Source organism: Schaalia naturae (assembly GCF_042665795.1).
Classification (GTDB): Bacteria; Actinomycetota; Actinomycetes; order Actinomycetales; family Actinomycetaceae; genus Pauljensenia; species Pauljensenia naturae.
On record NZ_JBHTEF010000001.1, the window covers coordinates 856,754 to 878,591 of the forward strand.

At 71.4% G+C, this 21,838-nt stretch carries 19 protein-coding genes and 5 tRNA genes; 20 read left to right on the forward strand and 4 right to left on the reverse strand.

Going from position 1 to position 21,838, the window contains the following annotated elements:
• The first annotated feature begins 108 nt into the window (after positions 1-108).
• Positions 109-1,179: a lipid II:glycine glycyltransferase FemX gene (locus ACFQWG_RS03730; protein WP_380972236.1), complete on the forward strand. Its 1,071-nt coding sequence runs from the start codon at positions 109-111 to the stop codon at positions 1,177-1,179.
• Between the two features lie 10 nt (positions 1,180-1,189).
• Here the strand turns inward: ACFQWG_RS03730 and ACFQWG_RS03735 are convergent, their stop codons facing one another.
• Both ACFQWG_RS03735 and glgX read right to left on the reverse strand, forming a co-directional pair.
• Positions 1,190-2,266, reverse strand: coding sequence for a magnesium transporter CorA family protein (locus tag ACFQWG_RS03735; RefSeq protein WP_380972238.1), 1,077 nt, complete (start codon positions 2,264-2,266; stop codon positions 1,190-1,192).
• Positions 2,267-2,268: 2 nt separating this feature from the next.
• Positions 2,269-4,380 carry a glycogen debranching protein GlgX gene (glgX, locus tag ACFQWG_RS03740; protein WP_380972241.1) on the reverse strand — a complete coding sequence of 704 codons (2,112 nt, stop codon included), beginning with the start codon at positions 4,378-4,380 and terminating at the stop codon, positions 2,269-2,271.
• A 121-nt stretch (positions 4,381-4,501) separates the two neighbouring features.
• Between glgX and ACFQWG_RS03745 the strand changes: the two genes are divergently transcribed.
• The 15 genes from ACFQWG_RS03745 (at position 4,502) to ACFQWG_RS03815 (ending at position 15,370) form a co-directional block, all read left to right on the forward strand.
• Positions 4,502-4,574: transfer RNA gene (locus tag ACFQWG_RS03745), tRNA-Gly, on the forward strand.
• 1 nt (position 4,575) lies between these two features.
• Positions 4,576-4,647, forward strand: a tRNA-Val gene (locus ACFQWG_RS03750).
• A 25-nt stretch (positions 4,648-4,672) separates the two neighbouring features.
• A tRNA-Gly gene (locus tag ACFQWG_RS03755) sits at positions 4,673-4,745 on the forward strand.
• A gap of 30 nt (positions 4,746-4,775) precedes the next feature.
• Positions 4,776-4,846: transfer RNA gene (locus ACFQWG_RS03760), tRNA-Cys, on the forward strand.
• Position 4,847: 1 nt separating this feature from the next.
• A tRNA-Val gene (locus tag ACFQWG_RS03765) sits at positions 4,848-4,919 on the forward strand.
• A 103-nt stretch (positions 4,920-5,022) separates the two neighbouring features.
• Complete coding sequence (locus ACFQWG_RS03770) at positions 5,023-6,282, forward strand: carboxylate--amine ligase (protein WP_380972243.1); 1,260 nt, start codon at positions 5,023-5,025, stop codon at positions 6,280-6,282.
• 55 nt (positions 6,283-6,337) lie between these two features.
• Positions 6,338-7,387, forward strand: a complete 1,050-nt coding sequence (locus tag ACFQWG_RS03775; RefSeq protein ID WP_380972246.1) for a lipid II:glycine glycyltransferase FemX — start codon at positions 6,338-6,340, stop codon at positions 7,385-7,387.
• 136 nt (positions 7,388-7,523) lie between these two features.
• Positions 7,524-9,542: a threonine--tRNA ligase gene (thrS, locus tag ACFQWG_RS03780; RefSeq protein ID WP_380972248.1), complete on the forward strand. Its 2,019-nt coding sequence runs from the start codon at positions 7,524-7,526 to the stop codon at positions 9,540-9,542.
• A gap of 7 nt (positions 9,543-9,549) precedes the next feature.
• Positions 9,550-10,206: an HIT family protein gene (locus ACFQWG_RS03785; RefSeq protein WP_380972249.1), complete on the forward strand. Its 657-nt coding sequence runs from the start codon at positions 9,550-9,552 to the stop codon at positions 10,204-10,206.
• A complete protein-coding gene (gene pgsA / locus ACFQWG_RS03790; RefSeq protein ID WP_380972251.1) occupies positions 10,206-10,826 on the forward strand; it encodes a phosphatidylinositol phosphate synthase in 621 nt (206 codons plus the stop codon). Before ACFQWG_RS03785 ends, pgsA begins: the two co-directional genes overlap by 1 nt.
• Positions 10,823-11,764 (forward strand): phosphatidylinositol mannoside acyltransferase, encoded by a 942-nt coding sequence (locus ACFQWG_RS03795; protein ID WP_380972253.1) that lies wholly within the window; start codon positions 10,823-10,825, stop codon positions 11,762-11,764. The genes pgsA and ACFQWG_RS03795 overlap by 4 nt, the downstream gene beginning before the upstream one ends.
• Entirely contained in the window at positions 11,761-12,933 is a 1,173-nt protein-coding gene (locus tag ACFQWG_RS03800; protein ID WP_380972255.1) for a glycosyltransferase family 4 protein, read from the forward strand. Before ACFQWG_RS03795 ends, ACFQWG_RS03800 begins: the two co-directional genes overlap by 4 nt.
• Positions 12,930-13,550, forward strand: a complete 621-nt coding sequence (locus ACFQWG_RS03805) for a hypothetical protein (RefSeq protein WP_380972257.1) — start codon at positions 12,930-12,932, stop codon at positions 13,548-13,550. Before ACFQWG_RS03800 ends, ACFQWG_RS03805 begins: the two co-directional genes overlap by 4 nt.
• A gap of 3 nt (positions 13,551-13,553) precedes the next feature.
• The gene (locus ACFQWG_RS03810; RefSeq protein WP_380972259.1) at positions 13,554-14,846 is read left to right on the forward strand and encodes a PrsW family glutamic-type intramembrane protease; all 1,293 of its coding nucleotides are present in this window, start codon (positions 13,554-13,556) and stop codon (positions 14,844-14,846) included.
• Positions 14,843-15,370 (forward strand): NUDIX hydrolase, encoded by a 528-nt coding sequence (locus ACFQWG_RS03815; protein WP_380972261.1) that lies wholly within the window; start codon positions 14,843-14,845, stop codon positions 15,368-15,370. The genes ACFQWG_RS03810 and ACFQWG_RS03815 overlap by 4 nt, the downstream gene beginning before the upstream one ends.
• Positions 15,371-15,389: 19 nt before the next feature.
• Here ACFQWG_RS03815 and ACFQWG_RS03820 read toward each other — a convergent pair whose 3' ends face one another.
• Entirely contained in the window at positions 15,390-16,499 is a 1,110-nt protein-coding gene (locus ACFQWG_RS03820) for a family 20 glycosylhydrolase (protein WP_380972263.1), read from the reverse strand.
• Between the two features lie 178 nt (positions 16,500-16,677).
• On the opposite strand from ACFQWG_RS03820, the gene ACFQWG_RS03825 reads away from it, so the two are divergent.
• From ACFQWG_RS03825 to ACFQWG_RS03840, 4 genes are all read left to right on the forward strand, one after another.
• Positions 16,678-17,760: an ROK family protein gene (locus ACFQWG_RS03825; protein ID WP_380972265.1), complete on the forward strand. Its 1,083-nt coding sequence runs from the start codon at positions 16,678-16,680 to the stop codon at positions 17,758-17,760.
• Positions 17,761-17,825: 65 nt separating this feature from the next.
• A complete protein-coding gene (locus tag ACFQWG_RS03830; protein ID WP_380972268.1) occupies positions 17,826-19,169 on the forward strand; it encodes an extracellular solute-binding protein in 1,344 nt (447 codons plus the stop codon).
• Between the two features lie 83 nt (positions 19,170-19,252).
• Positions 19,253-20,179 (forward strand): carbohydrate ABC transporter permease, encoded by a 927-nt coding sequence (locus ACFQWG_RS03835; RefSeq protein ID WP_380972270.1) that lies wholly within the window; start codon positions 19,253-19,255, stop codon positions 20,177-20,179.
• The gene (locus ACFQWG_RS03840) at positions 20,176-21,087 is read left to right on the forward strand and encodes a carbohydrate ABC transporter permease (RefSeq protein WP_380972273.1); all 912 of its coding nucleotides are present in this window, start codon (positions 20,176-20,178) and stop codon (positions 21,085-21,087) included. Before ACFQWG_RS03835 ends, ACFQWG_RS03840 begins: the two co-directional genes overlap by 4 nt.
• Here ACFQWG_RS03840 and serB read toward each other — a convergent pair.
• Positions 21,077-21,787, reverse strand: a complete 711-nt coding sequence (gene serB, locus ACFQWG_RS03845) for a phosphoserine phosphatase SerB (RefSeq protein ID WP_380976208.1) — start codon at positions 21,785-21,787, stop codon at positions 21,077-21,079. The two genes, ACFQWG_RS03840 and serB, sit on opposite strands and share 11 nt — an antisense overlap.
• Positions 21,788-21,838: the final 51 nt, after the last annotated feature.

The window sequence follows — 21,838 nt, forward strand, 5'->3', positions numbered from 1 at the left end:
AATCCGCGGAGCGCGCCTCCTGGCTTGCCTGGCGCTCGGACCGCCCCTACCGTCGGTGGGGCACAGCTCAGGGGCGCCGGGCGCAGCTCGGAGGAGGGACGGGGAATCGTGAGGGGCGCGGCCGATGGCTGGAGCGTGGAAGGCGCGGACTCCGAGACGTTCGTGTCGGAGCTGGCGCGGGCCCACGTCGACCCGCCGATCGAGCAGACCCCGTCCTGGGAGGCCGTCGACGAGGGCGACCCGGATCGCGAGACCGCCGGCCACTACCTGATCCGCCGGGACGGCGAGACCGCCGGCGCCTTCATCCTCACGCGGCTGGTGGCCCACCGGCTCCCCTTCTTCTGGGTCCGCCATGGGCCCGTCTGGTTCGGCGAGCCCGATGCGGAGGCCGAGGCCGCGGTGCTGGCACTCGTGGCCGATGAGGCGCGCACTCTGGACCCCAAGGCGATCGCCGTGCGCCTGGACATGCGCACCCCGGCGGAGGGCACCCTGGCTCCGCAGGGCCTCATCGCCTACGACCGGACCGTCGTCGTGGACACGGGCGCCGGCGTCGGCATCGACGACGCCGGGGCGGCCGGAGAGGCGATCCTGGCGACCTTCAAGCCGCGCGGGCGGCGCGACGTCCGCAAAGCCGTGCGCGAGTCCGGCCTGGAGTGCGCCGATGAGACCGGACAGGCCGCCCGCGATTTCTCGGAGTACCACGCCGTGATGGCCGAGACCGCCGGCCGCGACGGCTTCGTCCCCTGGGATGCCGACATGTATCGGCAGATGATCCGCGGCCTGGGGCCCGATCACTGCCGCGTCTACGCCGGGCGCATCGACGGGAGGCTCGCCTGCTGGTCCATCGTCACGATCTCAGGTTCGCTGGCGGCCCGCTACTACGCCGCCTCCGAGACGTCGATGATGCGCCGCCACGCCACGGACCGGCTGGTCCTCTTCGAGTGCCAGGACCTGGCCCGGCGCGGGGTCCGCCGTTTCGACCTCATGGGGATCGGCTCGGACCTGGCGCCCGAGCTCATGGGCCTCAACGAGTTCAAGACGAAGTTCTCCCGATCCGTGGTGGACGTCGCCGCCGCTCGGGAGCTGCCGCTGCGCCCCGCGGTCTACCAGGCGATGTCGGGTGCGCGCACGGTGGTGCGCCGCCTGAGGTCCGTGCGCGGCGGCGGCGAGGACCGGTGAGGGGCACCGGTCACAGCCAGTCGCGCCTCCTGAAGGACCAGTAGAGCAACAAGGTCGAGGCGATGACGAGCCCCAACGACACCCAGAGGCCCATCCCGGAGCCATACCCCCAGAAGGGGAGGTTCTGTCCGAACCATCCGGTGATGGCCGTGGGGACGGCGATGATCGCGGCCCACCCGGCGAGCTTCTTCATGACGATGTTGAGCCGCCAGTCCATCAGGGACATCTGGGTCTCCACCATGAAGGCGATCATGTCGCGCAGGGAGTCCGTCCATTCCGCAGCGCGCAGCACGTGGTCGTAGAGGTCCCCCCACCAGGGCGCCATGGCCGTGGGCGAGGCATGGACGTGGCGTTCGATGCCGGTGACGACATCGCGCATGGGGACGACGACGCGCCGGATCCCGACGAGCTCCTTGCGCAGCCCGTACAGGCGCAGGATGAAGGCGTCGTCGGCGGTGCCCTCGCTGAGGAGCTGGTCTTCCAGGTCCTCAGCATCGTCGTCGAGGGACTGGATGACGTCGAAATGGCCGTCGACGATGACGTCGAGCAGGCCGTGGAGCAGGGCGCCGACCCCGCGCCCGACGAGATCGGGGTCCTCGTCCCAGCGGCGCACGACCTCCGTCATGTCCCAGCGGGCGTCGAGGCGGATCGTGACCAGCGCCGTGGACGTCGCGATGGCCGACACGCGGGAGCGGATGAGGCGGGAGGGGCCCGCGGTCTGGCGATCCGTCCCGGCCCCGTCCCCATCGGAGGCCGACTGGGGGAGGGCCGCGGTCGCGTCGCGCATGAGGGCCGAGGTCGTCACGTAGAGCCAACCGGCATGCTGGACCGCCTTCGGGCGCTCGAAACGCCCGAGGACGTCCTCGACGGCCGTGGGAGGAAGACCGAGCGAGCCGACGACGGCGTGGAGATCCTCGACGGTCGGCTCGAGCAGGTCGATCCACACCAGCATGTCGGGATCGGCCACGGTCGCCCCGATCTCGCCGGGCGTCACCTCGGCGTCCACCAGCCTGCCGTCGCGCCAGGCGCGGGAGGCCGCGAGCGAGGGGATGCTCTCCGGGCCTGGCCCGCCGACGTCGTCGCCCACGGTCACTCCCCCAGGGGGTTGATGAGGATCAGGGAGGTGCGGTCGGGAACGCGGATCGTCTGACCGGAGGCCAGCTCGGTCTGGTCGGTGTCGTCCCCGGTGTTCACCACCGTCCTCCACACCTGCCCGTACACGGGGGCCGGCAGGTGGAAGTCGACGGGCTCGGGCGCGGCGTTGAGCAGCAGGAGGAAGTCGTCGTCGACGATCCGGCGTCCGAACCGGTCGGGCTCCCCGATGGCGGAGCCGTTGTAGAAGACCATCGTGGCGCGGGCCCAGGGCTGGTTCCATTCCTCCTCCGTCATGTGGTCGCCCCCCGGGGTGAACCACTCGACCTCGCCGAGGTCGGACTCGCCGCCGCGTGAGGCGGCGCCCTTGAAGAAACGCCGGCGGCGCATGACGGGGTGGTCGCGGCGCAGGTGGATGAGATGGCGCGAGAAGGCGAGGAGCCCGCGCCGGTCCTCGTCGAGGTCCCAGTCCATCCACGTGATCTCATTGTCCTGGCAGTAGGCGTTGTTGTTGCCCCGTTGGGTGCGCCCGAGCTCGTCGCCGTGGGCGATCATCGGCACGCCCTGACTGAACATCAGCGTGGTGAGGAAATTGCGGTGCTGGCGAGCGCGCAGGCTGAGGACCGCTGGGTCGTCGGTGGGACCCTCCGCCCCGCAGTTCCACGACCGGTTGTTCGACTCGCCGTCCGCGTTGCCCTCGCCGTTGGCCTCGTTGTGCTTCTCGTTGTAGGACACGAGGTCGCGCATCGTGAACCCGTCGTGGGCGGTGACGAAGTTGATCGAGGCGACCGGGAGGCGGCCCGTGGCCTCGTAGAGGTCGGCCGAGCCCGCCAGCCGGGACGCGAACTGCGGCAGGGAGGAGAACTCGCCGCGCCAGAAGTCGCGCACCGTGTCCCGGTACCGACCGTTCCACTCCGACCACAGAGGGGGGAAGCCTCCCACCTGGTAGCCGCCCTCGCCGAGGTCCCACGGTTCCGCGATGAGCTTGACCCGGCTGATGACCGGGTCCTGGTGGATAAGGTCGAAGAACGCGGAGAGACGGTCGACCTCCGCGAACTGGCGCGCCAGGGTGGAGGCGAGGTCGAAGCGGAAGCCGTCGACGTGCATGTCGGTGACCCAGTAGCGCAGGGAGTCCATGATGAGCTGGAGCACGTGGGGACTGCTCATCAGCAGGGAATTCCCGGTGCCCGTCGTGTCGAAGTAGTGGGCGGCGTCCCCGTCGACCAGCCGGTAGTACGCCGCGTTGTCGATCCCCTTGAAGGAGAGGGTCGGGCCCATATGGTTGCCCTCGGCGGTGTGGTTGTACACGACGTCGAGGATCACCTCGATGCCCGCGGAGTGCAGGGATTTGACCATGGACTTGAACTCAGCGACCTGCTGTCCGCGGGTGCCGCCGGCCGCATAGGCGTTGTGCGGGGCGAAGAAGCCGATCGTGTTGTAGCCCCAGTAGTTGGACAGGCCCCGTTCCTGGAGCACCGCGTCATGGACGAACTGGTGGACGGGCATGAACTCGACGGTCGTGATCCCCAGGTCCCTGAGGTAGCGGACGACCGCCGGATGGCCCATGCCGGCGTAGGTGCCGCGCATCTCCTCGGGGACCTCCGGGTGGAGCATCGTCATGCCCTTGACGTGGGCCTCGTAGATGATCGACTCCGAGTAGTCGTAATGGGGGCGGCGCTCTGCGCCCCAGTCGAAGTACGGGCTGATGACCACCGACACGAGGGTGTCGTGGACGGAGTCCTCGTGGTTGGGGGAGTCCGGGGCGTCGAAATCGTAGGTGTACAGCGAGTTCGAGGTCGTCACCGCCCCGTCGAAGGCCTTGGCGTAGGGATCGAGCAGGAACTTCGACGGATCGCACCGCGCCCCCGCGCCGGGGTCGAAGGGCCCGTGGACGCGGTAGCCGTACCGCTGTCCCGGTCCGACGCCCGGGAGGTAGACGTGCCACACGTGGGCGTCGACCTCGGTCATCTCGACTCGTTGCTCAGCGCGCCCGTCGTCGAGCAGGCACAGCTCGACGCGTTCGGCGACGGAGGAGAACACCGCGAAGTTCGTCCCCGATCCGTCGAAGGTCGAGCCGAGCGGGGAGGGGGATCCAGGCCAGGTCTGCATGCGACCAGCTTCCCACGGCCGGCGCTTGTGAGGGGGATCGCAAGGGTCGATTTCCCCGGTCGGCCCCTGACCTGTTAAAGTCTTCCTCGTTCCCCGACGGGCCACGCGGCTCCGGGGCGACGCGGATGTGGCTCAGTTGGTAGAGCATCACCTTGCCAAGGTGAGGGTCGCGGGTTCGAGTCCCGTCATCCGCTCGGGCGATTGGCGCAGCGGGAGCGCGCTTCCCTGACACGGAAGAGGTCACTGGTTCGATCCCAGTATCGCCCACGGTCGCAGGCATGCGGTCACGCTTGCGGATGTGGCTCAGTTGGTAGAGCATCACCTTGCCAAGGTGAGGGTCGCGGGTTCGAGTCCCGTCATCCGCTCGGTTCTCCCAGCCGGGCCGCTGAGAATATGGTGGGTTGGCCGAGAGGCGAGGCAGCGGCCTGCAAAGCCGTACACACGGGTTCGAATCCCGTACCCACCTCGGGCGATTGGCGCAGGGGTAGCGCGCTTCCTTCACACGGAAGAGGTCACTGGTTCGATCCCAGTATCGCCCACCGCACGGGGAGCAGCGCCGCTCTCGTCCGCGGTCGCCGGAGCCTGTCATCTAGAGTGTGCGGGGCGGACGATCCTCGTCACGCCGCGAACCAGGAGGTGCCAGTGGGAATCCCCGCGATGCAGTCGCTTGTTCCGGTGATCCTCGGAGGCGATATCGGGGTCTACGCGATCGGGCGCTCTTTCCACGAGGCATTCGGCGTGCGCTCGGTCTGCGTGGCCTCCGCCCCCACCGAGGCGATCTCCCGCTCGCGCATCTTCGAGGTCGAGCACCTGCCCTCGCGGGCCGGGGACGCGGAGACGCTGGCCGTGCTGGAAGGCGTCGCCGCCTCCCACCCCGGTCGGGACCTGGTGCTGATGGCGAACCACGACGTGCACTCGGCCTTCGTCGCGCGGCACGCGCAGCAACTGGGGGAGCACTACGCCTTGCCGTTCCCGGACCTCGCCACGATCGACCGCGTGACGGACAAGGCGCACTTCGCCCGCGTGTGCGGGCGGCTCGGAGTGCCGACCCCGCGGACGGTGGTCGTCGACATGTCCGAGGCGGAGGACCCGGCGTGGCGCCCACCCGAGGTGGACCTGCCCTTCCCCCTGGTGGCGAAGGCGGCGCGCGGCGACGCTTATGACGCCGTGACGTTCGAGGGCAAGCGGAAGATCTGGTTCCTCGAGGAGCCGTCGGAGCTCGAGGCGCTGTGGGGGGCCTTGCGCCGGGCGGGCTTCCGCGACACGTTCCTCGTCCAGGAGCTCATCCCGGGCGACAACACGCAGATGCGGTCCATCACGGCCTACGTGGACTCCCGGGGGCGCGCCACGCTGATCGGATCGGCGCGCGTGCTGCTCGAGGATCACGCGCCCACGATGATCGGCAATCCGGTCGCGATGATCACCGAGCCCTTCCCGCAGCTGTGGGAGGACGCGCGGCGGATCCTCGCCTCGACCGGCTACCGGGGTTTCGCCAACTTCGACGTCAAGATCGACCCGAGGGACGGACGCGCCGTGTTCTTCGAGGTCAACCCCCGCATCGGACGGAACAACTGGTACATGACGGCTGCGGGGGCGAACCCGATGACGCCCATGGTCGCCGACCTCGTGGAGGGGCCGGACGGGCCCGACGCGCCGGTGCGCGAGGCGGGGGAGGAGATCCTATACTCGCTGGTCCCCGACCGCCTCCTGCTGCGCTACGTCCGCGACGACGCCCTCCGCGCGCGGGTGGCGGGCCTGATCCGGTCGGGCCGCCGCTTCGACCCACTGGTCTACGAGGCCGAGACCGACCGGCGCCGCTCGACGGTGATTGCTCTCCAGAAGATTAATCAGTATCGTAAGTTTCGACGGTACTATCCGAGGGCCACGGACCGGTCGTTCTGACCGCAGATCGAAACTCGGACGTGGACCCGGATGACATAATGGAGGACATGACCCCATGGGCGAATCGCGCTTCGAGCCGCTGACGGACGACCAGATGAGGGTCGCAGCCGCCGGCGTCGTGGCGCTGCCCATCGAGCAGTCGGGCTGCTGGGAGCGTTTCGAATGCTCCCAGGGACGTCGGCTGTGGGGACGGTTCCAGTGGATGGACGAGGGCCGGCCGGTCGCGCTGATCGCCCTGTACGAGTACTCGCTCCACGGCGCCCGCTACCTGTGGGCACGCCACGGCCCCGTCTGGCTCAAGGAGCAGTCGCCGGAGAGAGCGTCCCGTCTGCGCGAGGACTTGCGCGCACTCGTGCGGCAGCGGGACCGCGGGATCGTCTTCGTCCGCCTGCACGCCGCCTACGCGGCGCCCGACCTCGCCGAGCCGCTCCAGACCATCACCTACGACCGCACGGTGGTCGTCGACACCTCGGGGGGGACGGAGGACTCCGTCCTCGGATCCATGACGGCGGAGGGGCGCCGGGCGGTGCGCCGCGCCCGACGGCGGATGGAGGAGCGCGGGGGCCGCGTCGTCGAGGAGACGGGCCTGGGGCGCGAGCGGTTCCACGAGTACTACGCCGTGCTCATCGAGACCGCCGAGCGCGACGGCTTCCGCCCCCACCCCGAATGCGTCTACTGGGATCTGCTGGAGACCCTGGGGCCCGACCACGCGCGTCTGTTCGGCGTGCGCGTGGGGGAGGAAGGGAGGCTGGTGTGCTGGGACCTGGTGCTTGTCAACGACCGCCGCGCCCTGGCCTACTACGGCGCCTCATCCCTCGCCTCGCGGGACGTGCTGGGTCCCGACGCGCTGGACTCGGCGATCGCGGTGACGCTGGCGGGGGAGGGGATCGCGGGCTTCGATCTCATGGGAGCCCATTCCCCTCGCATCCCCGAGCTGTACTCGGTGGGTCGGTACAAGAGGCGCTTCGCGCAGCGCTACACGGACATCGACGGGGCGTGGGACATGACCGTCCACGCGGGCCTCTACCGGGCGCTCCTGGCGGCGATGCGCGCCAAACACGGCCTCACCCGCGCGGGCGGGCGGATCCTCCCGCGCCGGCGGTGAACTGGCCGCCCGGCTTCGGCAGGTAGCATGGGCGGGTCAGCATTCCCGCGGAAGGGCGAGGCCCGGCGCGCACCCAGTACATGCGCGCACGCGGGATCGGGCGGTGCGCAGGCACCGGGATGTGAGGAGCACGACTGTGCCATTGATCGACGTGACCATCGACGGTGAGACCCACCAGCTCGAGGCGGGCACGACGGGCACGACATGGTTCGCCGGCCGGCGTGAGGTCGTCGCCATGTCTGTGGACGGGACAGCGAAGGACCTCAGCGCGCCGATCCCCGACGGAGCCCGGATCGAGGCGATCATCCTGGACTCGCCCGCGGGGCTCGAGATCCTGCGCCACTCGGCCACCCATGTCCTCGCCCAGGCGGTCCAACAGGTGTTCCCCGAGGCCAACCTCGGGGTGGGGCCCTTCATCACGGACGGTTTCTACTACGACTTCGGCAACATCGACGCCGTCACCCCTGAGCTGCTGCGCGACCTGGAGAAGCGCATGAAGCGCATCGTCAAGCAGGGCCAGCGCTTCGTGCGCCGCGTCGTCTCCGAGGAGGAGGCGCGCCGGGAGCTCGCCGACCAGCCCTACAAGCTGGAGCTCATCGCCTCGAAGGGCGGGCACACGGCCGAGGGAGCGGGCGTGGAGGTCGGAGGCGCCGAACTCACGATCTACGACAACGTCGCCCCGGACGGCACGGTCGTCTGGAAGGACCTGTGCCGCGGTCCGCATCTGCCCAGCACCCGGCTCATCGGCAACGGGTTCGCTCTGACGAAGTCCTCCGCGGCCTACTGGAAGGGCGACCAGGCGAACGACCAGCTCCAGCGCATCTACGGCACGGCGTGGGCCAGCAAGGACGACCTCGTCGCCTACCAAGAGCGTCTCAAGGAGGCCGAGCGCCGCGACCACCGCAGGCTCGGCGCGGAGCTCGACCTGTTCAGCTTCCCCGAGGAGATCGGCCCGGGGCTTGCGGTCTTCCACCCGAAGGGCGGGATCCTGCGCCACGCCATCGAGGACTTCATCGTCACCGAGCACCTCAAGCGCGGGTTCGAGATCGTCTACACGCCGGAGATCTCCAAGGGAGGGCTCTTCCACACCTCTGGACATCTCCCGCATTACGCGGACACGATGTTCCCCCCCATGACCGTCGACGAGGAGCACGATGAGGACGGCGCCGTCACTCGGGCCGGCCAGGCGTACTACCTCAAGGCCATGAACTGCCCGATGCACAACCTCATCTACCGCTCACGCGGACGCTCCTACCGTGATCTGCCGTTGCGGCTGTTCGAGATGGGTCACGACTACCGCTATGAGAAGTCGGGCGTCGTCCAGGGCCTCACACGCATGCGGGGCTTCACCCAGGACGATTCGCACATCTACTGCACGCCGGAACAGGCTCCCGAGGTCATCCGCGAACTGCTCGGCTTCTTCGACGAGGTCCTCTCCGCCTTCGGCCTGTCGGACTTCCACCTCGAGTTGTCCACCCGAGACCCGGAGGGGAACAACCAGGACAAGTTCATCGGCTCGGACGAGGACTGGGCGCAGGCGACTCAGGTCCTTCAGGACGTCTGCGTCTCCACCGGTCTGGATCTGGTCGCGGACCCGGGAGGCGCTGCCTTCTACGGGCCCAAGGTCTCGGTGCAGGCCAAGGACGCGCTGGGCCGCACCTGGCAGATGTCGACCGTCCAGTACGATTTCAATCAGCCCGAGCGTTTCGGGCTCGAGTACACGGCGCGCGACGGCTCGCGCAGGCGCCCCGTCATGATCCACTCGGCGAAGCTCGGTTCGGTGGAGCGCTTCATCGGCGTGCTCACCGAGCACTATGCGGGCGCTTTCCCGGCGTGGCTCGCTCCCGTGCAGGTGGAGCTGGTGCCCGTGGCCGAGGCCTTCGACGGGTACGTCGACGAGGTCGCCCGGCGCCTGAGGGCCGAGGGCGTGCGCGTGGAGGTCGACCACTCCGACGACCGCTTCGGCAAGAAGATCCGCAACGCCGCGACCCAGAAGGTCCCGTGGACGCTCATCGCCGGCGGCGAGGATGCGGAGGCCCACGCCGTCTCGTTCCGTTTCCGCGACGGGCACCAGGAGAACGGCGTGCCCGTCGACGAGGCGATCGCCCGGATCGCCGCGCACATCCGCGACCGGGTCAACACGGACGAGTGGTGAGGCGCCCATGCCGCGAGAGGACACGGGGCACGGAGGGGCCGCCCGCCTGGCCGAGGCCGCGGGGGCGCAGACCCGCGACGCCGCCGCCTTCGCCGGCGACGACGACGGGTTCGGCCGCCTGTGGACGCCTTATCGGATGGCCTACATCAACGGCGACCACAAGCCCGCGGACTCCAGCTCGGGCGAGTGCCCGTTCTGCGCCGCACCCGGGCGGAGCGACGAGGACGCCCTCATCGTCCACCGCGGCGCGACCTGCTTCGTCCTGATGAACCTCTTCCCCTACAACGCCGGTCACATGCTGGTGTGCCCCTACCGCCACGTCAGCGACTACACCGACCTGAGCGCCGGGGAGCGCGCCGAGTTCGGGGAGCTCGCGGCCATGGCGATGCGGGTCGAGCGCGCGACCGCCCGACCCCAGGGATTCAACCTGGGCATGAACCAGGGGGCGGTGGCGGGGGCGGGGATCGCCGCCCACCTCCACCAGCACATCGTGCCGCGATGGGCGGGGGACGCGAACTTCTTCCCGATCGTCGCCCGGACCAAGGCGATCCCGGAGCTCCTCGAGGACGCCCGCTCCCGGCTCGCCGCGGCATGGCCCCGCGCCGGCGAGGACGGGGCGGAGCCCCGCACCGGACCGACGACCCCACGCACCCAGGAGGACTGATGCTCGGCAACCACGGGCGCTCGATCACCCGGACGATCTTCACCCCGCTGGCCAGGGCGCTGGCCGCGATGCGGGTCACCCCGAACATGGTCACCGTGGCGGGCACGGTGGCGACGATCGGTATCTCCGCGGGCGTCCTGGCCCGCGGCCACCTCGCCGTGGGCGCCATCGCGCTGGGCGTCGTGCTCTTCTGCGACTCGGTCGACGGCGTCCTGGCGCGGCTGACCGGTCAGGAGTCGGAGTTCGGCGCCTTCCTGGACTCGACTCTGGACCGTCTGGGTGACGGAGCCGTCTTCGGGGCCCTCCTGGCGTGGGCGGCCCTGGGGATGGAGCCGGGCGGGGTGCGCACCGTCAGCGTCATCGCCGGGACCATCGCCATGGTCGGGGTGGGCACGGTCCCCTATGCCCGCGCCCGGGCGGAGTCGGTCGGGGTGGTGGCCAAGGTGGGCCTCGCCGAACGCACGGACCGCCTGGTCGTCGCCCTGGCCGGGGCCGCCGTCACGGAGTGGGGGCTGCCTCAGGCGTTCTACGCGGTCGGCCTGTCCTGGGTGGCCGCCGCCTCCCTGGTCACCGTCATCCAGCGGATCGTCTTCACCAAGCGCGCGCTGGAGGCCGCATGAGCGGGCCCTCTCCGCTGGTCGTCGCCTTCCGGGTCGTCCCGCGCCTGCCGCTGGGCCTCGTCCTGGGACTCACCGACCTCGCGGCGGATGCGACATGGGCCCTTCGGGGCCGCTCCGTGCGCCTCATGGAGCGCAACCACGCGCGGATCCTCGGGCGCCCCCTCACACGCGCCGAGTCCCGCGCGGGCGTGCGCTCCCACTTCCGCGCCTACGCCGAACAGCTCGCCTGCTCGGGGATGAGGCCGGAGCAGATCGACGCCCGCGTCCGTTTCGATCGTCTGGGCGAGTTGCGCGCGCTCGCCCAGGAGGGCCCGGTGGTGCTCGCGCTCACGCACTCGGGGAACTACGACCTGGCCGCCGCCTACGCGGGCCGACGCGACCTGCCGGTCCTCACGGTCGCGGAGAGGCTGGACCCGCCGGAGCTCTTCCAGGCGTTCGTCGACTTCCGCGAGAGCCTGGGCATGGAGATCCTCGCGGCGGAGAAGGGGCAGCACATCTTCGGCGAACTGGTGGAGCGCGCGGCGCGCAGCCACGCCCTGGTCCCCTTGCTGGCCGACCGCGACATCACGGGGTCCGGGATCGAAGTGGATCTGTGCGGCCACCGGGCGCTCGTGGCCGCCGGTCCCGCGGCTCTGGCGGAGCGGCTGGGGCGCCCGCTCGTCGCCGGCGTCATCCATTATGAGCGCCTGCCCCGGGAACGGGGACGCGGCTGGGGCGTGGTCGTGGACATCCTCGGACCCGTCCCCCCGCCCGGCCCGGACGCGGAGCACACGGGCGTCGAGGCGCACACACAGGCCTGGGTGGACGCCATCGCCCCGCTGTTGCGCGTCCACGTGCGCGACTGGCACATGATGCAGCGGCTGTTCGTCGACGACCTGGATCCGGAGCGCCTGGCCCGCGCCAGGGAGCGCCACCGATCGGAGGAGGACGGAGCATGAGGATCGGCATCGTGTGCCCCTACTCCTGGGATGTGCCCGGGGGCGTGCAGTTCCACATCCGGGACCTCGCGGGGGAGCTGCTCCGGCGCGGTCACGAGGTGTCGGTGCTCACACCCTCCGAGCACGCGGATCTGCCCGACTTCGCGACCTCGGTGGGCGCCGCGGTCCCCATCCCCTTCAACGGCTCCGTGGCACGGCTGTCCTTCGGGCCCCTGGTCTCCGCGCGGACTCGGCGCTGGCTCGACGAGGGCGGCTTCGACGTGCTCCATGTCCACGAGCCGACGACGCCCTCGATCTCGATGCTGGCGGTGATGAACGCCGACGTGCCGGTGGTCGCCACGTTCCACTCCTCGATGGACCGCTCCTATGCGCGGGAGATGACAGCCGGCGTGCTGCGCCCCCTCATGGAGCGCGTCTCGGTGCGGATCGCGGTGTCGGCGGAGGCGCGCCGCACCCTGATCGAACACCACGGCGGGGACGCGGTGATCATCCCGAACGGGGTGGAGACGCGGGCGTTCCGCGAGGCCGCGCCCAGGTCCGAATGGGAGCAGACCGCAGAGCGCCCTGTCATCGCCTTCCTCGGGCGCCTCGACGAGCCCCGCAAGGGGCTGTCGGTGTTCGCCGAGGCGCTCCCCGCCGTCCTCGACGCCCATCCGGGTGCCCGCTTCCTGATCGCAGGGCGCGGAGGGGCGGAGGAGATCCGCCAGCGGCTGTCCGTCCACGGTGACTCCGTGCGCTTCCTGGGCGAGGTCACCGACGCCGACAAGCAGTCCCTGCTGCGCGGCGCCACGGTGTACGTGGCGCCCCAGACGGGCGGCGAATCCTTCGGAATCGTGCTGGTGGAGGCGATGTCGGCGGGATGCGCGGTCGTCGCTTCGGAGCTCGCCGCCTTCCGGGCCGTCCTGGCGGACGGCCGGGCGGGGCTGCTCTTTCCCACCGGGGACGCCCGGGCGCTGTCGGACACGCTCATCGGGGCGCTGGACGACCGGGCCCGCCTGGCGGAGATCGCCCGGATCGGCCAGCGGGAAGCGGCCCAATACGACTGGGGCGTCGTCACCGACAGGATCCTCGCGGTCTACCAGGCCGCGGAGGGCACCGCGAGGCCAGGGGATCACGGGGGCTCGGCGCTGGACCTCCTGCGGGGGCGGCTGCGGGGTGAGGGCCAGTGAGCCCGGCGGGGTGGGCGGCCCTGACTGCTGTGGTCCTGGTGGTCCTCGCCGCCGGATGGTACGCGGTCCAGCTGGCCCGCCGGCTGGACCGGCTGCACTGGCGACTCTTGTCGACACGAGACGCCCTGGACCGCCTGACGGTGCGCCGGGCGGCGGACGCGCGCCTTCTGGCGGCGTCGGGGCTGCTCGACGCCGAACCGGCCCGGGCTCTCACGGACGCGGCCACGACGTGCCTGATGGCGGACGAGGCGGTGTTCGTCAACGACGACCTGGACCGGCGCCGCGACGGACTGGGGGGCGTCGCCTACGACGAGCGCTCGGTCGCCGAGCGCAACGAGCGCGAGTCCGCGCTCTCGCGGGCACTGCGCGCCTGCCTGACACCGCAGGCCCGTGACCGCGTCTCGGCCGATCCGGAGGGATCGCGCCTCCTGGAGTCCCTGGACATGGCCTGCTACCGCGTCCAGCTCGCGAGGTCGATGCACAATCTGGACGTCACCCAGGTGAGGCACCTGCGTGAGAACGCCTGGGTGCGGGCGCTGCACCTCTACGGGCGGGCCACCCCGCCCGACACGATCGACTTCGACGACGGCGCCTCGGCGCTGGGCCCGGGGCGGTGAGCCGTGGACGGCCAGGAACCCTGGGGCGGACCGGGCGAGGACTACCGGCTGCGCAGAATCGCGCGTCGGGAGGGCGCCGCGGAGGACGCCTCCGCGTCGGGAGCGGCGCCGGCGGCGGGCCGTCCGCGTCTCGACAGCGTGGCGCCGGTGTGGCAGCCGCCCGCCCGGCGGCGATCCGTCCCGTGGTTCGAGGTCGTCCTCATCACCGCGGGAGTGCTGGGGGTCGCCGTCCTGCTGGCCCAGTACGTCCTCACGGGCGGCGTCGCCACCACGGCGCAGATGACGACGGTGGCGCTGGTTCCCCTGGCCCTGGTCCTGGCGGTTCTCGGCCACATCGACCGGTGGGAGCCGGAGCCGCTGTGGCCGCGGCTGGTGGCGCTGGCCTGGGGGGCGGGGGTCGCGGCCCTGGCGGCGTCGATCGTCAACACGGCGATGCTGATGAATGTCGCGCAGGTGACGGGCGACTACCAGGGGGCGATGGCCTCGGTGTCGGTCCTGGTGGCGCCCGTCGTCGAGGAGACCCTCAAGGGGGCGGGCGTCCTCGCCCTCGTCCTCTGGCGGCGGTCTTCGGTGAACTCCGTGCTGGACGGCGTCATCTACGCCGGGTACGTGGGCGCCGGTTTCGCGTTCGTGGAGAACATCGGCTATTTCCTCCAGGCCTCCGGCTCGGGGTCGGGGGTGCTGGGCGCGACGGTGTTCCTGCGCGGGGTCCTCAGTCCGTTCGTCCACCCGATGGCGACATCGTTCACGGGCATGGCGCTGGCTTGGGCGGTGGTCGGGACCAGGTCGAGGTGGTCGTGGACCTGGATCGGCCCCCTGGGCTGGGCGGCGGCGATGGGCGTCCACGGCCTCTGGAACTTCCTGGGCACCCAGGCGGGGCTGAGCTGGTTCGGCTGGTACCTGGTCGTCGAGGTCCCGTTGTTCGCGGTGTGGGTGACCGCGCTGCTGGTCGCCTCGCGGCGCGAGGCGCGGCGGATCGCCCGGGGCCTGGCCCCCTACGTCCGCACGGGATGGATGCTGCCCGCCGAGGTCCCCATGGTGGTGGATCGCGGGGGACGCCGCGCCGCGCGCCGGTGGGCGTCGACGGGCGGACGAGACAGCGCGCGGGCGATGAGGACGTTCCAGCGCGACGCGGCCTGCCTGGGACTGGACCAGATGATCATGACGGCGGCGGGACCCCAGGCCGACCGCATCGACCACGACCGAGCGCTGCTCGCCGAGCTGGGCGAGGCGCGCGGCGCCTTCCTGCGCGACACGCGCCTGGCGGCCGCCCAGGCGGGGATGGGGCGGCCATGACCGGGCTCGGAGCGGACTGGGTGCCGGATGCCCGGGGGATCCCGCGCCGCCGGGCGGCCCGCGTCGTGCTCTTCGATCCGTCGGGGCGCGTCCTCCTGGCCCTCGGCCATGACCGCCATCGTCCGGGGCGCCACTGGTGGTTCACGATCGGCGGAGGCGTCGAGGCGGGGGAGGCCCCGCGCGAGGCCGCCTGCCGGGAGCTGCGCGAGGAGACCGGCATCCGGATCGCCCTCGACGCGCTGGAGGGGCCGGTCCTCCACCGGCGCGCGGTCTTCGACTTCTCGGAGGTGACCGCCCGTCAGGAGGAGTGGTTCTTCCTGGCGCGCACCCGGTCCACCGTCCTGGACCGCTCCGGGTGGACGGCCGATGAACGCGACGTCGTCGACGGCCAACGCTGGTGGGACCTCGCGGAGCTGGCCTCCGAGGCGGAGCGCACCGAGGTCTTCCCCCGCGAGCTGCCCAGCCTGGCGCGGGGCTGGCGCGCCGGGTGGGACGGCCGCCTGGTGGAGATCTCGGAGTTCTGAGGGAGCCCGCACGCCCTCGTCAGGACGCCCAGTCCACCCCCGGGGATCGGTGCCATGCGAGGCCCCGCGACTCCCACTCGCGAGCGAGGCGGATGACGCGGGGGAGGAACTCCTCCCACCGTCCGGCGCCGGACCCGCGCGCCGCCACGTCGGCGACGGCCGCCAGTCGCGGGAGCAGGAGGGTCGTCAGCTCGTCGCGGGTGCGCACCCCCTCGGTCCACATGGCGGCCTCGACGCCGATCACGGCCGCCGCGGGCAGCCCGGGGACGACGGCGGCAGGATCCCACTCCAGCGCGTCTCGCAGCTCGATGGAGCCGGCCCAGCTGGCCCCGAGGGCGTCGCCCGGGCTGTGGGCCATGTCGAGGTAGACCCGGGTCGCGGGGGAGAGCAGCACGCGGACCCCGCGCCGGGCGGCCTCCCGCACGGGAGCGGCGTCGAGACGCTCGTCCCACACCTGGACGACATCGCCTGCCTCGAGGACGGGGGCGGCCTCCTGCCAGGCGACGGCCCGAGCACCCGCCCGGTGGACGGCGCGGACGGCGGCGCGCGCGAGCTGGAGGTAGGCGTCGTGCGGAGTGGCGGCGGGCTCGTCGCCCCCGATGTGGACCCATCCGGAGGACAGACGGGCCGCGTGGGTGAGGACCTCCTCGAGGAAACGACCGGTGTCGGGGGCGTCGATGGACAGCGTGGAGAACCCGACATCGCGGCCCGTGTAGGCGGCGGGGGCCCGCCCGTCGGGCGAGAGGCGGGGGAGGGCGTGCAGAGCGGCATTGACGTGCCCGGGCACATCGATCTCGGGGACCAGGGCGATGCCGCGGGCCGTGGCGTGGCCGACCAGGCGTTCCCAGTCGGAGCGGGTGTAGAAGCCGCCCGCGTCCCCGTCCACCGCGGTGGGCCCGGACACGGAGGTGAGCCGTGGCCACCCGGGGATCTCCAGGCGCCACCCCTGGTCGTCGGTGAGATGGAGGTGGAGGACGTTGAGCCTCAGGGGCTCCATGAGGTCGAGGACGAACTCGACGTCGGCGACGGCGAAGAAGTGGCGGGCGACGTCGAGGCTGAGCCCGCGCCAGGCGAGGGCGGGGTCGGGGGGAGCGCCCTGACGCGCGGATCGGGGGGCGTCGAGGCTCATGAATGCGGTTCCTCTCCCCGGGGCGGCCTGCGCCGGATCCCGGTCACAGTGTGATCACAGTAACGCGAACGGCGGATGACCTGATTGTAAGTGGTGTTAACTAACAGATGTGACAAGTCAAACACTTCGGAGCTCCGGACCGGCCCAGCCGGCCTCGGCGCGCACCCACAACCGGTCGGTGGTGCTCCAGAGGCTCTTCGCGGCGGGACCGGCATCGCGCGCCCAGCTGACGCGCTCGACGGGACTGACGCGGGTGACCGTCTCCGCGGTCGTCGAGGAGCTGCTGGCCGACCGGGTGGTCGAGGAGCTCGGCCCGGAGGACGCGCCCTCGGGCAAGGTCGGCAAGCGGGCGACGCTGGTGGGCCTGTCGGAGTCGACCTGGAGGATCGCCTCCGTCTCCCTGACCAATGACGGCACGCTCAGCGGGGCCATCCTCACCCTGGGCGGGCGGATCCTCCGTCGCCGCGTCGAACGGGAGCGGCTCCCGCGCGGCGAGGCGGGCGTCCGCGACCTCGTCGACTTCTGCCGGCGCGTCGTGGCGGACGCCGATGGCCGGATCCTGGGCGTCGGCGTGTCCTCGCCCGGCATCATCAGCGCCCGCGGCGTCATCGAGGAGGCGCCGAACCTCGGCTGGCGGGAACTCGACCTCGCCGGGAGGCTCCGGGAGGCGCTCGGGGCGCCGGCGCTCGTGGCCAACGACGCGAACTGCGCGGCCCTGGGCGAGTTCACCTTCGGCGGGGCCGACGGCGGGGGACTGCTGCGCCTGCTCATCGGGCACGGCGTCGGCGCCGGCCTCGTGGTCGGCGGGGCCCTGGTCCACGGGCCCCTGGACGCGGCGGGGGAGATCGGGCACGTCACGGTCGTCGACGAACGCGACGACGAGGTGCTCGGCGCGCCCGCGACCTGCGCCTGCGGCCGCGCCGGCTGCCTGGAGACCCTGGTTTCCGAACCGGCGCTGCGTCGCGCCGCCGAACGGCTGGGCCCCGATGACCTGGAGCGCCACCAGCGGGCCGTCGGCCAGCGTCTGGGCCGGGTCCTGGCCCCCATCGTCGCCGTCCTCAACATCACCGATGTCGTGGCGTCCGGGCCCGATGAACTGCTCGGGGGCACGCTCCTCGACGCGGCCGCCGCCACGATCCGCGAGCGCACGCTCCCGCGCTCCCACCGCACCCTCCGCGTCGGCCTGTCCCGCCTCGGCGAGGACGGGGCGCTGCGCGGAGCCGCCGTGCTGGTCCTCTCCGATCGGCTCGGCATCGCATGACCATCCATTCCCCTCAACATCCCCCATCAGGGCGCTGCGAGCGCCGAACTGCGAAAGGAACATCCATGAGAACCACGACGAAGGCGGCGGCCGCGGTGGCGGCGCTGTCCATGCTCAGCCTGACGGCGTGTACCGGCGGGACCGGCGATTCCCAGTCGGCCGGCGCCTCAGGCGGCGAGTCGGACGCCTCCTCGACCCAGGCGGGCGAGATCACGCTGTGGCTGGCCGGCTCGGACACCCCCGACGAGCTGCGCGACTACCTGAAGACGACCTTCGAGGAGCAGAACCCGGGCTCGACCCTCACCATCGAGGAGCAGGCCTGGTCGGACCTCGTCACCAAGCTGACGACCTCGCTGCCCGACGCCGCCAACACCCCGGACGTCGTCGAGGTCGGCAACACGCAGTCCCCGACCTTCACGACGGTCGGGGCCTTCCTCGACATCTCGGACATGTACGACGAGCTGGGCGGGGACAAGCTCCTCCAGTCCTTCGTCGACGTGGGCGCCGTGGACGGGAAGAACTACACGCTGCCCTACTACTTCGGCTCGCGCTACATGTTCTACCGCAAGGACCTCTGGACGGCGGCGGGTCTCACGGAGCCGCCGAAGACGCTGTCGGAGTTCAGCGAGGACGTCAAGAAGCTCACGACCGACACCCAGTCCGGATTCGCGATCGGCGGACAGGACTGGCGCAACGGGATCTCCTGGGTCTTCGCCAACGGCGGGGAGCTCGCCACGGTGGAGGGGACGACGTGGACGTCGACCCTGTCCGATCCGAACACGATCAAGGGCCTGACGATGTGGCAGGACGTCTACCGCAACGCCTCGAAGCTGCCATCCACCGAGCGCGACGTGTCCTACTGGGACTTCCTCAACGACGGCACGGACGGGGCGGCTCCGGCGGCGGCGACGATCATGGCGCCGGGGTGGGCACGCTGGTCGATCGGCGATATGACGACCAACGACGCCGGCGAGGAGGTTCGCGACGGCATGGCCGACGAGTCGAAGTTCGACATCTTCGCCCTGCCCGGCGTCGACGGCGGCATCGCCCCGGTCTTCGCCGGCGGGTCGAACATCGGGATCTCCGCGACCTCCCAGCACCCGGAGCTCGCGAAGGGCCTCCTGCGGATCATCTTCTCCTCCGAGTACCAGCAGATGCTCGGGGAGAACGGGCTGGGACCGGCCAACTCGGACTTCATGTCCTCGCTGGGCGACGACAAGTTCGCCCAGACCATGATCGAGACGGCCGAGAGCTCCAAGCTCACTCCGGCCGCCCCGGGGTGGGCCGCCATCGAGGGCGCCTTCGTCTACGAGGAGCTCTTCCAGAAGATCGCCGACGGCGGGGACGTCGCCGCCCTCGCGAAGGAGTACGACGAGAAGCTGACGCCCATGCTCAACGGGCAGAGCTGATCGGCCCGTCCACCGCCGGGGAGGCCCGATCCGCCGCGTCGGGCCGGGCCTCCCCGCATCCACAACCCCTCTGCGGAGAACCCATGACCTCCCCCTCAAGCGCACCCGCTCCAACGCGCCGCCGGCGCCCCGAGCCCGCTCCCTACGCGCTGATCCTCGGCGCCTCGGTCGTCCTGCTGGCCGGGCTCGGCTACCCGGTGTTCTGGCAGATCGTCACCTCGTTGCAGACCTACGGCCTGGCACAGCAGTTCGGCCAGCCCCCGGCCTTCGCCGGCCTGGACAACTACGCGCGGATCTTCTCCGACCCCAGCCTGTGGTCAGTGGTCGCTCGTTCGATCGTGTTCTGCCTGGTCAACGCGCTGCTCACGGTGGCGCTGGGGCTGGCGTGCGCGCTGCTGATGCGCGCGGTCTCCGCCGCGGTGCGCATCACCATCCAGATCTGCCTGCTCCTGGCCTGGGCGATGCCGATGGTCGCGGCCGTCACCGTGTTCCGGTGGCTCTTCGACTACCGCAGCGGCGTCGTCAACTGGGCGCTTGCCTCGCTGGGGCTCCACCGGTTCCAGGGCTTCTCCTGGCTGTCCCAGCCCCTGACGTTCTTCCTCGTCGCGACCTGCATCATCGTGTGGATGTCCGTGCCATTCGTCGCGATGTCCCTCTACGCGGGGCTCACTCAGGTCCCCGGCGAGGTCCTGGAGGCCGCCGAGATCGACGGCGCCTCGTCCTCGCAGGTGCTGCGCCACATCCTCCTGCCGATGGTCCGCCCGGTGCTCTCCATCGTCCTGCTCCTCCAGATCATCTGGGATCTGCGCGTCTTCGCGCAGATCCGCCTCCTCCAGGACGCGGGCGCCCCGGTGTCGGAGACGAACCTGCTGGGCAACTTCATCTACGAGCTCGGTGTCGGCCGCCAGGACTTCGGGGCAGCCGCGGCCGTGTCCCTGTTCGTCCTCGTGCTCACCGTCGTCCTCAGCTCCCCCTACGTCCGCTCCCTGCTGAAGGAGGACGACCAGTGACCACCGCTCCCGCATCGTCGAGGACGGCCCGTGCGGCCGGGCTCAGTCGCACCCGCCGCCTCCGGCCCGGCCGGGCCCTCCTCGACGTCCTCGGCCTGGCCGTGGCCCTCGCCTGGGTGTTCCCCGTGTACTGGATGCTGCTGTCGGCTCTCACGCCGAACGCGCTCATCCGCCAGATCCCGCCCTCGTTCCTGCCCTCACACGCCACGTGGGCGAACTTCCGGCGGGTGCTCCTCGACCCGGGGTTCGCCTCCGCGCTGCGGATGAGCCTGGAGGTCACGGCCGCGACCGTCGCGATCGTCCTGTTCCTCGCATTCCTGGCCGCCCTGGCCGTCAGCCGCTACCGCTTCCGTGGGCGCCGGACCTTCATCCTGGCCATCCTGTTCATCCAGATGCTGCCCGCCGAGGGGCTGTTCATCGCCCAGTACAAGATGCTCTCCTCCGTCGGCGCGGCCGTCCCGGTGCTCGGGCTGAACTCCGTCCTGGGCCTGACGGTCCTGTACTCCGCGGCCATCATCCCCTTCACGGTGTGGATGCTGCGCGGCTTCGTGGCGGGCGTCCCCGTCGAGCTCGAGGAGGCCGCCATGGTGGACGGGCTGTCGCGGCCCCGGGCCTTCCTGCGCATCACCTTCCCCCTGCTGGCGCCCGGGCTCGTCGCCTCGGGGGTCTACGCCTTCCTCCAGGCCTGGAACGAGTTCACGGTCGCCCTGGTCGCCCTGCCGGACGCCTCCGCCCAGACGCTGCCACTGTGGTTGCGCGGGTTCCTCAACGCCTCGGTGAACCGCGGCGTCGACTGGGCGCAGGTGATGGCGGCGTCGAGCCTCATCGCGGTGCCGGTCATCATCTTCTTCATGATCGTCCAGAACCGGATGACCTCCGGGTTGGTGGCGGGCGCGGTCAAGGGGTGAATGCGGGGCGCCCCAGGCCGAGGACCTCGACCAAGGGGGCGAGGCTCCGCAGCGAGACCGCGTCGGCGATCCGGGCCCGCACGCTCGGCTTCGCGCAGAACGCGATGCCCAGACCGGCGGCGCGCAGCATCGGGACGTCGTTCGCGCCATCGCCGATCGACACCGCCCGCTCCAGCGGAACGTCATGGAGCGCCGCCCACCGCCGCAGCTCACGGACCTTGACCTCGGCCGTCACCACCTCTCCGGCGACGCGGCCCGTCAGCGCCCCGCCGCTGACCTCGAGGCGGTTGGCGGTCTCGTGGTCGATCCCCAGACGCGCCGCCAGAGGACCCACGACCTCCTCGAAGCCCCCGGAGACCGCTCCGACGACGCCACCCGCGCGGCGGACCGAGGCCACCAGAGCGGTGGCCCCAGGCGTCGGGGCGAGGGAGTCCAGCACCCGGGCGAACACGGCGACGGGCAGCCCCGCCAGGGTCGCCACGCGGCGGCGCAGCGACTCCGCGAAGTCCATCCGCCCGTCCATCGCCTCGGCGGTGATGCGGGCCACCTCCTCCAGCGTGCCGGCCAGGGCCGCGAGCTCCTCGATGACCTCCGAGGTGACGAGGGTCGCGTCGACGTCGGTGACCACCAGGCCCGGAGGCGCCGCGACGAGCTCGGCGGGCACGACGATGACGTCCGCGCCGGGGATCGCCTCCCGCATCCGCGCGCGCAGCGCCTGCGCGTCGCCGACCGCGCCCTCCCCGGACGCGGG